Genomic DNA, 12,281 nt, shown 5'->3' on the forward strand with positions numbered 1-12,281 from the left:
CTTTTTCAAAAAAATTTAGAAATGAATAACAATAGTAAGATTTTATTAAACACTCCTGAATTACGAAAGGAGAGCCAACTATTGAGTCTTGTTGAAAACCAGACGAAATTCAATCTAAACAATTGTGAGTTCAGCATTTATGAGACTCATAAGGCCGCTTTTGATGTAAAACTTCATTTTGAAAACATTGCATTTACGGCAATGCTGAGGGGTAAAAAACATATGAAACTGGATAATAAGACCGGTTACTTTGATTATTATCCGGGAGAAAGCATTCTGGTAGCTCCGGGAGAAACAATGGTGATTGATTTTCCTGAAGCGGATGAAACTCCTACCCAATGTATTTCTTTAAGCCTTAATCCTGATTTTATTGAAGATTCTCTCAACTATCTGAATTACCATCTTCCCAAAGCAGATGAAACTTCTCATTGGAATATTCAGCTTGATGAGTATTTTCTGTTTAATAATAAAGCGCTTGCTTCTGCCACCAACAATATTATGAGAATTGCCATGGACGATAATTCTCAAAAGGATATCATGGCTGATTTTGCATTGAAAGAACTTCTGATAAGGCTGATGCAGACTCAGGCAAGGGGAATGGTGGAAAAGAATATTGTAAAAAATAAATCCAGGATAGGTTTTGCGGTGGATTATATTAAAAGAAACCTGCATCAGAAATTATCTATTGACAGTATTGCCAAGCTGGCTTATGTAAGTAAGTCGAATTTCTTTAAAATGTTCAAAGATGAGTTGGGAACATCTCCCAATGATTTCATTTTGCAGGAAAGAATCAGCAAAGCGAAGGAATTGCTGGCAAGCCGGACCAGCATCAAAGAAACCGCTTTTCAGACGGGATTTTCAGATACCAACTATTTTACAAGAGTATTTAAACAACTGGAAGGAGTAACTCCGAAAAGTTATCAGGATAAAATAATATTTCCTAAATAAAATGGTAAATATGTAAAAAAACGAGACTGTCCGCAAAAGTACAGTCCCGTCAATTTTTGATCAGCGAACTACCATAGATCCTTATTTATAACCTTCATTTTGCTGAATAGAAGAATTAATATTAATTGCTGCCAATGGAATCGGCCATTGCCATTTGTAGCTTGAAGAAGGCAGGGTAAGTGTGGGAGCAGGAGCTCCTCCTCCTGTACTTAAGGCGCCCAGAGCAGGTCTCGTCAAACCAAGTCCTAATCTCTTGAGGGTGTACCATCTGTCATCTTCTCCCATGAGTTCCAATCTTCTTTCTTTCTGAATTTCATTCCACAACGCTATCCCTGTAAGGTTTAGAGGGGTATAATCAGAATACCTTGATTTTCTAAGAATATTAAGCAATGCAAGAGCTCGGGCAGGATTAGAGGTATAAGCTGCTTCAGCACCGTTAAGGTAAACTTCTGCCGTTCTGAGGTATTTGTAATTCACAACATTTGGTAAAGATCCTCTGGTATTATATTTTATAACATTTATATAGCTTTGGCCTGAATAGGAACTTACCTGGAAATAGGTACTTTTTCTGATATCTTTAGAGGTATACATATCATAAAAATTTTTATAAACTACAAATTCAGATTTGATAGCACCTCCCACAATCTGATTATATGAAACACCCACTGTAACCTTTTCTGCATCAGAATTCAGTATTTCAAGCAAAGTTCCGTCCTGATTGGTATTGTTCCAGACTGACGGGAAGTTATCAATTGACCCTACACTTGGTGAAAGAGCAATCGATTCTTCCGCTGTCTGAAGCGCTTTTGTATTATCTCCTCTGTAAAGATACACTCTTGAGAGTAAACCATCTATTGCAGCTTTATTAAGCCTGCCTTTCGTAAATGGTGCAGCAGTGTCATTTGTCTGAGGAATATTGATTCTTGCAAACTCCAGATCTCCTATAATTTTATCATAAACCTGAGCTACGGTCAGATCTCTCGTTACCGGACTATTGGAGGTAGTTGTCATATATGCTATTCCTAAAGAGCTGTTGGCATCCGCAGACTGAGTAGGTATTTTGCAATATGCTCTTACAAGATCAAAATGAATAATTCCTCTTAGGGCTCTTGCTTCTGCCTCAACTTTCAAGGCATCAGCGGGGGAAAGAATTCCTTTACCCAGATTTTCCAAAACAAAATTAGCTCTCGAAATTGCCTGGTATGCTGCGCTATACAGAGCTGTAGTCTGACCATCGTCGGCACCAAATTCTAAAATCCAGGCTCTGTTATTGGATAATCTGCCTGAAGGGCTCTGAATTAAATTATCAGATGTGATATCTGCCATAATATTCTGGTTCCCACTATCGCCTGAGAAATAGCCTGTTTCTTTCATAGCATCATAGATTCCGTCTAATGCCAATCTGTAATCCGAAGAGGTTTGAAATGCCTGATCAGACAATGTATTTTTACTTGAATACTGATCCAAATCTCTTTCGCAAGAAGCTGCAGTTAAGAGAGAAAGGAATAATCCCGATATAATTAACTTTTTCATTTTTTTTACATTTTAAAAATCTACCTGAATACCGAACATAAACTGTCTGACAGCCGGATAACCAAATTGTGCAAATGATCCTGCCACATAGGTTTGACCAGCCTGCAGCTGACTCTCTCCTGACCCTACTGCTACCTCCGGATCTCCTTTAAAACTGGTCCACGTTAATAAATTCTGAGCCTGCACATATATTCTTAATGAGTTGAGCGGAACTTCATTGCCCAGACTTTTTTTACTGAAAGTATAGCCAATCATCAAGGTCCGGAATCTCAGATAATCTGATTTTTCCAGAAACTGATCAGATGCTCTCAGTCCTAAAGTCGTCGGTTTTGGCAGTACATCGGTATCTCCGGGATTTTTCCAGTAATTAAATGCATCTACACTCATATTATTTTTTCTGTTGGAAGGATTCTGCAACATTTGTGACTGATAATTATAGGTATACGCACCTGTTTTGAAAGAAAAGTCTGCGGAAAGATCAAATCCATACGCTTCAAGGCTTAGCCCGAATCCCCCAAAAAATTTTGGCAGCGGGCTTTTATCTGTGATATCCTTTTTATCCAAAGTGGCATTGTAAACATCTGTGGCTGTTCTTCCATTCACTGAATAAAAATTTTCTCCTATATCCGGGGTTGTTCTGTCTGTATAGTACAGTGCTTTTCCATCAGCAGAATTTACTCCGGCATATTCTACCAGCCTGTAGAAATAAGGTGTTTCCCCTACCTTTAAAGAGGTTTCGCCTAAATTTCTCTGTGTATTTATGCCATCAAGAGAAATTATTTTAGCTCTTTGCCAGGAAGCGTTGCCTCGTAATGAGAGTTTTATATTTTCCTTTTTGATGACATCAAAGGTAAATTCTGTCTCAATTCCTTCAGTACGCATATTACCAAGGTTTTGGTAGATAGAATAATTTCCCGATTCGTAAGGCATAGGCAGGAGCTGGATAAAATCTTTACGGTCCGAGCGGTATACTTCAGCAGCACCTCTGAATCTGCTTTTCAGAAATGCAAAATCAAATCCTAAATTGGTTGTTCTGTTGGTTTCCCATTTAATATCAGGATTCCCTATAACATCTGTGGGAATCATCGTTCCTCCTGTTCCGTAATCTCCATACGCCACATATCCTATATTGGCATAATTGGGTATATTTCTGTCATTCCCGGTAATCCCATACGATGCCCTTAGTTTAAGGTCATTAAAAAAGCTTTGGCTGAGAAAATCTTCCTTACCGATATTCCATGCTACACTGCTGCTCCAGAAAACCCCTGATTTGCTATTGGCACCGAATTTCGAGCTTTTGTCCTGACGAATAGAAGCTGTGACTAAGTATTTCTTCTGATAATTATATTCAAAAAGACCTAATAATGAAAACAGGGTACTTCTTATCTTACTTCCTGTAAAGGTATTTTTATCTGACGGAGTGGTGTTTGAAGGTACATCAGAATTGGGATTTTTATAGTTGGTACCACTTGCTGTAATATCTTCTGTAAATTCATTGCTAAACTCTACAATACCTGTTGCACCCACATAGTGATCGTTCAACTGTTTCCTGAAATCCAACCGGTTTCCATAAATATAATTGAATGTGTAGAATGTTGATTTGGTCAGTTTGCCTAATCCGTTGGCTCCGTTGGTAGTAATATCTAATTGTGAACCTTTTTTAACATTTGTAGTATTTACCAGATTGTCATATAAAGAATTAAAGTACATTCTGTAGGACAATCCGTCATTGAATTTATACTCTCCAAATATATTTCCGGATACCCTTAATCGTTGTTCAATATCGGGTACATTTCTTAATGATTCAACCACATTTGATCCTGCTCTCAGTTTTATATTGTAGGATCCGTCAGAATTATATACCGGCTCAAACGGATTGTACCTGTACATTGCACCAAACGGGCTTTGGGTATTATTTCTGTCGCGAATATTCTGAGTATTCTGGTAGGCAGCCCCCAGGTCTAACCCTACTTTTAGTCTGTCACTTAGGTTATTTTCAAAATTAAACCTTCCTGTATATCTGTCAAGACCATTTATATCACGTACAATACCATCGTCTTTATCATATCCGAGAGAGTAGTAGAATTTATTTTTAGCACCTCCACCTCTTGCAGAAAGCAGATAACTCTGAAGAAAAGATGTTCTTAAAATATCTTTTTGCCAGTTATGGTCTAGCTTCAGAAGAGCTTCTTCATCCGCAGGGGTATAAACCGGCAGCCCACCAAGCCCGAGTGCGTTCATTTCCCTTTCATATTGCAGTTTTTGGGCAGAATTCATCATTTCGAAATTAAGTTCTTTATCAGAAATTTTTTCTGAAAATCCGAGCCTGCTTTCAAATGAATACTGAGTTCTGCCACTTCTACCCTTTTTTGTAGTGACAACAATCACTCCATTTGCTCCTCTTGAGCCATACTGGGCAGTTGCTGCGGCATCTTTAAGCACGACCATGCTTTCGATATCATTTCCATTAACTGCGCTGAATTGTCTGGCTGTCATATAAATTCCATCTACGACATATAAAGGTTCTGAACTTCCGCTAAAGCCTGCAATACCACGAATATTAATTTCAGCAGCAGCTCCCGGTTGTCCGTTTTTAGCCTGTACAAATACTCCAGAAGCACGCCCCTGCAGCATATTACCTATAGAAGTTGCGGGAGTTTGGGTTTTTAACTCATCAGCTGTAATAACAGATTGAGCCTGGGCAATTTCATCTTTGGTCTTTTTTTGATACCCTGTTACAATAACTCCTTCGATTTCATTCCGGATGGTATCATTTTTTGTTTTCTGTGCATACACCGTATGTCCCGAAAAGAACAAAACACCTACACTTAATGCATAAAGTTTAACATTCATATTTAACACATTTTAATATCCATAGACAAATATGTTAATAAACGCAAACAGAAACAAACATTAAATAACTGACAAACAACAACTTAAACTGCAATAATTTCGTTAAAAAAGCAATTTTAAAAAATCAAACATGAAGTGATTTGAAAAAAAGAAAAAAAAATCCAGAACAACTTAATATGAACACAATATTAAGAAGTTTTTAAAAATTTAGTAAGGTTAGCTTTAGTGCAAACAATTAACTAAAAAAATCAGTACAAAAATCAATTATAATAAGTAAAATACCGTTTTCCACTGGTAAAATCCATAAAAATAGCAATAAAATGGTCAAAATAATAGAGATATAATTCATTATTTAAAGCAATATCACCATTTCTTTGCATTCGCTTTTCAACTTTTAATTCCTGATCTTCCATAACATAAGCGAACTGACTGTCAACTTATTTCAGGATGGGGCAAAAAAAATAAAAGCATTCCATATAATGAAATGCCTTTACTTTTGATATTAAAATATATTATTTCCGAGTATACAATTTTACTCCTATAAGAATAGGGTTCCTCAAAAATCAAATATGATTAATACTTATCATTCTGCTTAATGTTCGGATTCGCCTGAATAGCAGTGATAGGAATAGGCCACTGCCATTTGTAGCTTCCGGCTTCAAGAGTCTGTGCAACTGCAGGGGTACCTGTACCATCAGAAAGATCTCCTTTACCTGATCTCTGAACGGCAAGGTTTAATCTCTTCAGTGTATACCATCTGTCATTTTCAAATGCAAGCTCCAGTCTTCTTTCTTTCAGGATAGCATCTAAAAGTGCCTGTCCTGTTTCTGTACCAGGAGTAAATGTATTATATCTTTCAGCTCTTAACTTGTTGAGTAAAACAAGAGCCTGTGCACCATTACCTGTTCTGTAATATGCTTCAGCCACATTTAGTAATACTTCAGCTCCTCTTAAATATTTAATTGAAACAATGTTAGCAGGACCTCCGTTTCCTGAATATTTTGTTACATGATTATAATTTTGTTTGCTGTATACACTGGTAGTGAAATAAACAGGTTTTCTCACATCATTATCTGTATATGAGGTATACAGATCATAATCCACAACAAATTCAGATCTTAGGGCCGGAACTGATTGATTATATGCAACACCTACTGTATTTTGTTCTGATGCCGCATTTAACACCTGGAATAAAATTCCGTCCACATTCTTAGCATTATTTTCTTCTTTCCACAGAGAAGTAAAATTTTTCTTTTCAGTAATGCCTGGTGAAAGTCCTAATGCCAGCTCTCCATATTCTACAGTCTTAGCATAGTCTCCTTTGTATAGGTATACTCTTGATAATAAACCATAGATAGCAGCTTTACTTAGTCTTCCTTTATCGGCATCATTTTGTGTAATATTATCGGCACCGAATAATAAATCAGCTATAATCTTATCATACACTTGCTCAACAGTTAAATTTCTGGAACCTGTATTGTTGAGAGGCTCATATTTTTCAGCGTAATAAATTCCGATACTGGATTTTGCATCTGCAGATTGAGTCGGGATCTTAGAATACGCTCTTACAATATCAAAATGAGCTATTGCTCTTAATGCTCTTGCTTCAGCTTCCAGATTCGTTTTCTGTGTTCCGGATAATACACCGTTATTGATATATTTCAAAACGAAGTTAGTTCTGCTGATCACAAGGTAAGCAGCACTATACAATCCTGTCGTTTGTGAATTATCTGATGAGAATTCGAAGTTCGAAGCAGCCAGATTGGTATTTCTACCTGTAGTTGTACGAACAAGATTATCAGTAGTAAGATCTCCCATGATAAGCTGGTTTCCTGTATCACTCGTATAATACCCAGCTCCTTTAAGCGCTGTATAGGCACCATCCATAGCTTGTCTGAAAGTTTCAGGTCTGGTCATTGCCTGCTCCTGATCTTCATTGATTGATGAGATTTGATCTAAATTTCTGTCGCAAGACGTTAACGAAACAAAGATGGTTAACGCAGCTAAACTTATTTTTATTATATTCTTTTTCATAAGGCTATTCAATATTAAAATTCTAATTGCAGTCCTACCAGGATTGTTCTTACAGCAGGGTAAGTATAAAGGTTATATGATCCTGGAACGAACAAAGCTGTAGATTCATCTGATCCTACTGAAACTTCAGGTTCTCCGTGGAATTTAGTCACTGTAAATAGGTTTTGTCCCTGTACATATGCTCTAAGCTTATTGATTGGAGATCCTTCTCCAAGGAACGCTTTATCAAATGTGTATCCTAATGTAAGTGATCTTAATCTTAAGTAATCTGATTTTTCAATCCACTGATCAGAATCACGCATACCGTTTGAGTCAACTTTCTGGAATACTCCTGTATCTCCAGGGTTTTGCCAAACCTGAGCAGCAGCCTGAGCCATGTTTCTTCCAGCAACAGCCAATGTTGGATCAACAGCAGCAGCATACATGTTGTTATAAGTATAACCACCTAGCTTGAATGAGAAATCTGCACTGAAATCAAGTCCTTTGTACTGAACTGTCGTTCCAAAACCACCAAAACTTTTTGGGAATGGAGATTTATCCGTAATAGGAACTGCATTGGATGCACTGTAAACATCAGTAACATTACCTTCTTTATCATAATACAGAGCTTTTCCGTTGCTTGGATCTACTCCGGCAAATCTTACATTATAGAATACGTATGGAGACTCTCCTACTTTTAAATAAGTATCTCCTAAGTTTCTTTCAGTCTGTCCGTCTGCTAACTTGTCAAGAACAGATTTCTGGAAAGAAATGTTAGCATGTAAATTCCACTGGAAATCTTTCTGCTTAATTACATCTACACTAAGTTCAACTTCAAGACCTTTCTGAGACATATCCCCTGCATTGATATACTGGTAGTATCCTCCTTCCTGTTTATCCAAAGGTACAAGCTGTACGAAGTCTTTTCTCTTGTTCTGATATACTTCAACGGATCCACGAACTCTTCTGTTCCACATTGTGAAATCAACTCCTAAGTTGGTAATTGCATTAGATTCCCATTTCAGGTTGCTGTTACCAATGATATAATAACCTTGTGAAGATGTTCCGGGATATGAAGTACCGTTAGTACCATATAAACCGTAGCTGATATTATTGACATTATAGTAATCAGGCAAAGTACCATCGTTACCTGTTGTACCGTAAGATCCTCTAAGCTTTAAATCATTAATAAAACCACCTTTCATGAATTCCTCCTTCGCAATATTCCATGCTGCACTTGCAGACCAGAAAATACCACTTTGGTTATTGGCACCAAATCTTGATGAAGCATCTCTTCTCAATGATCCTGTCACCAAATATCTACCTTCGTAATCATAGTTTAACATCCCCGCTAAACTGAACAGGGTATTTCTTACTTTAACCCCTGTAAATGTATTTCTGTCAGAAGGTGTTGTGATTGATGGAACATTGATTACCGGAGATTTCAATCCGTAAGCGCCACCATTCATTGTTTCATTGTAGTTATCGTTATATTCGATAAATCCTAAGAAATCAAAGTTGTGACCTCCATATGATTTTTTATAATTAATGGAGTTATTCCAGGTATAGTTAAATGTGTAGAATGAGTCTTTGTTCAATGAACCTGTAGGAACTTTGTTCACTGTAATATCCAGGTTTGAACCTTTTTGCATCCATCGAGTTCTCATGTACCAATCGAAAAGTCCATTAAAGTTTGATTTAAACTTCAGTCCATCAATAATTTTATATTCAGCAAATAAAGTTACCGGAATTCTCAGTCTCTGATCATCTGATCTATTAGTACGGATCTGCTCAACAACGTTAGAACCAGCTCTCATGGTTTGGTTGTAGCTGCCATCTGCATTATAAACCGGCTCATAAGGGGCATATTTATACATAGCTGCAAATGGGTTCTGCGTGTTGTTTCTGTCTCTGAAATTCTGCGTTTCCTGATACTGAACCCCCAGGTTAATACCAACGTTCAGTTTTTCACTCAGTTTATTGGTAAATCCAAAGTTACCAGTATATCTTTTAAGACCATCAATGTCTCTGATAATTCCATTGTCAGAATCATATCCTAAAGAGTAATAGAAAGTACTCTCTCTGGAACCACCCTGTGCACTGAATAAATAAGACTGGATGCTTGAAGGCTTCAACAGGTCTTTTTGCCAGTTGTGGTCATAGGCAGCAAGTAGATCTATTTCCTGTTGAGATCTTGGTTTGAATCCAAGATATCCCAATTGATTCTGGAAATTCATCAGCTCCCTGGAGTTCATCATAGTGTAGTTTTTGTCTCTCAGCTTTTCACTGAAACCAAACTTGGTTTCAAATGAATAATGAGTTTTTCCGGCTTTACCGGCTTTAGTAGTTACTACCACTACCCCATTTGCTCCTCTTGCTCCATACTGCGCTGTAGCAGCAGCATCTTTAAGAATTGAAATCGATTCTACGTCTGCAGGGTTGATTGCACTGAACTGCCTTGCAGTCATGTACATCCCGTTTACTACATAAGTAGGTTCTGAAGAACCACCAACACCGGCAATCCCTCTTACCTGGATGGTAGCAGCAGCACCTGGCTGTCCGGTAGTACTTTGTACAAATACCCCTGAAGCCCTACCCTGTAAAGAGTTACCGATAGATGTTGTAGGAGAGTTTCTTCTGATTTCATCACCACCAACAACAGCCTGAGCCTGGGTAATTTCATCTGCTTTTTTCTTCTGGTATCCAGTAACGATTACTTCATCGATCTTATTCTCCTTCAGAACAGAATCATTCTTAGATTTTTGTGCAAAAGCAGCTTGTCCTAAAAAAAACAAAGCTCCGGCACTTAATACATGCAACTTCACATTCATATTAACAGATTTTAATATATTCAAGCGACAAATATGTCGATAAATATCTATAACATCAATTCGCTGAATGCTGAAAACGCGTTTCCAGAACGGAGAGATTCACATTCATCTTAAAAAAATGATGAGGAATCATTTTGAAAATATTTAAAAATTTAACAAAAAATAAGTCAATTTATATATTAACGGAATTTTAATAAATTTTAAAATTAAAATCAATTTACATTAATTTAAAATAAATGATTAAAAAAATAAACCTCGACGATCAATTGTAAAGTAAAAAATACATTTAAATAATTCACCAATTGGAAGAAAATGGAGTAAAAAACAGGCTTTCTTCTTAAATTTTATATAAAAAACAGCCTTCCGCAAACAGAGAATTCCTGTTTCAGAATTTTTTGTTCATCACAACAGTAAAAAAAACCGTTCATTTACTGTTTACTGAGTTCAAATAAATTGTAGAGAATTTCACACAGCATTTATTGTTATTTTGTGACTGTCTCGTTATTAAAATTACAAATAATCCAACTGTAAAATACTATAATATTTCTATAGATAAAAAAGTAAAGCATCCCGAAGTATGAGATGCTTTTATACAATTTTACTGAGAATATAGTTACTTCTGATAATGATAGTATCTTGCTCCAATTAAAACAGGGTTTTCTGTTTCGATAGCGACAAGTCCAAAACCTTTGTAATTTCTATTTACAGAATCTTTCAGCTGTTTTCTGTGAAGCTTTTCATAGGTTTCAAAGTCCACAGCAGTTCTTTTCTTCAAACTTTCAAACAAATTCCATTTTTCTACTACCTTTCTCCAGTTCCCGGACAATTTTCCGGCAAACACCTTTGATTTTGAGCCACTTCCATACCCTACAAAGCCAATTTCTTTTCCTGAAAGTTCTTCATTTTCGTTAAAAGATGTCTGTAAAGCAGAAAGAAATGCCATAAAAACAGAAGCGGTGTACATATTTCCGATCTCAGAAGAAGCTCTCTGGGTCTTTTCTATTTTATCATTGATTAATTTCAGATAATTTTCTGACTTGGCAATTGCTTTCTGTTCATCAGCCGTTTCATAGGAAAGACCGTTCTCAAGACTGTAGATTTCTGTGAAAACTCTTTTTCCGTGGAAGGCATAAGGAAGATGGAAGATAATATACTCCCAGTTTTCATATGGTTTATCCTGTCCTGTCAGTTCTTTATAATGATAATAAGCTTCTTTTATTCTATCCTGATAGCATTGGTTAGAATATTGTCCGTCAAAAACCGGCTCATCTGTGAAAACTTCAATCTTTTCGGGATATGTTTCAGGAGCCCCATTCAAGTCTTCTTTTTTATATGATCTTCTGGGTTTGAAAAAATCAAAAACGCTTTCTGAAGCAACTCCCCAATTATTTTCAATTTCAAAAAGGTCCGGTTTGGATGAAACCAAAAGGGCTACCGCACCACCTCCCTGTGTATATTCTCCTGAAGAAGCCAATTCATATTTTGCATAATCACTGGCAATCACTACTGCTTTTTTATCGGGATTCACCCTCACAAAGTCCAGAGCATTGTGTAACGCATCTACTCCTCCTACACAGGCAAAAGTCATATCAAGCACATCACAGTTTCTGAAACATCTGGTTCCCCATTCATCTTCCAGTACTTTTTCCACCATCTGTACAGCATAGGAAGCTGTAGGTTTTGCTGCATCCACAGCACTTTCTGTTCCCAGATATACTCTTGCTATTTCCTTAGGATTGATCTCATAATCTTTTATAAGCTTCAGTAATGCTTCTGCTGCAAAAGTGGCAGCGTCTTCGTGAACATCAGAAAGTCCCATTTTATGAAGACCCAGGCCTTTTTCCAATTTCGCCGGCTCTATCCCTCTTTTTTCTGCTAAATCCTTAATCTCCAAATATAAACCAGGCACATAATAACCCGCTGCTTCAATTCCAAAACTCATAATTGTCTAAATTTTAAACGAATTTATGAAAGATAATGCAAAAAACGGTGGTAAAAAATGCTAATTTTTGCAACATCATTAAAAACCAATACGTTTTAAAATATAATACAGTAATCCAGAAACCTTTAACAGTAAAAAAGAAAGCCGGTAAATTTACCGGC

General features: G+C 36.7%; 6 protein-coding genes. 1 reads left to right on the forward strand and 5 read right to left on the reverse strand.

What is annotated here, in order from left to right; all coding sequences use genetic code 11:
* Positions 1–21: 21 nt before the first annotated feature.
* Positions 22–948, forward strand: coding sequence for an AraC family transcriptional regulator (locus V0410_RS09655; RefSeq protein WP_330747303.1), 927 nt, complete (start codon positions 22–24; stop codon positions 946–948).
* Between the two features lie 81 nt (positions 949–1,029).
* On the opposite strand, the gene V0410_RS09660 is transcribed toward V0410_RS09655, so the two are convergent.
* From V0410_RS09660 to V0410_RS09680, 5 genes are all read right to left on the reverse strand, one after another.
* Positions 1,030–2,481 carry a RagB/SusD family nutrient uptake outer membrane protein gene (locus tag V0410_RS09660; protein WP_330747304.1) on the reverse strand — a complete coding sequence of 484 codons (1,452 nt, stop codon included), beginning with the start codon at positions 2,479–2,481 and terminating at the stop codon, positions 1,030–1,032.
* Between the two features lie 12 nt (positions 2,482–2,493).
* Positions 2,494–5,334, reverse strand: a complete 2,841-nt coding sequence (locus V0410_RS09665; protein ID WP_330747305.1) for a SusC/RagA family TonB-linked outer membrane protein — start codon at positions 5,332–5,334, stop codon at positions 2,494–2,496.
* A gap of 573 nt (positions 5,335–5,907) precedes the next feature.
* The gene (locus tag V0410_RS09670) at positions 5,908–7,368 is read right to left on the reverse strand and encodes a RagB/SusD family nutrient uptake outer membrane protein (RefSeq protein WP_330747306.1); all 1,461 of its coding nucleotides are present in this window, start codon (positions 7,366–7,368) and stop codon (positions 5,908–5,910) included.
* 14 nt (positions 7,369–7,382) lie between these two features.
* On the reverse strand, positions 7,383–10,178 hold the full coding sequence (locus V0410_RS09675; protein WP_330747307.1) for a SusC/RagA family TonB-linked outer membrane protein: 2,796 nt from the start codon (positions 10,176–10,178) through the stop codon (positions 7,383–7,385).
* Positions 10,179–10,791: 613 nt separating this feature from the next.
* Positions 10,792–12,120, reverse strand: coding sequence for a hydroxymethylglutaryl-CoA synthase family protein (locus tag V0410_RS09680; protein WP_330747308.1), 1,329 nt, complete (start codon positions 12,118–12,120; stop codon positions 10,792–10,794).
* Between the last annotated feature and the right edge of the window lie 161 nt (positions 12,121–12,281).

The sequence above is a fragment of the Chryseobacterium sp. CP-77 genome, assembly GCF_036362765.1.
In the GTDB taxonomy this organism is placed as follows: Bacteria; Bacteroidota; Bacteroidia; order Flavobacteriales; family Weeksellaceae; genus Chryseobacterium; species Chryseobacterium cupriresistens.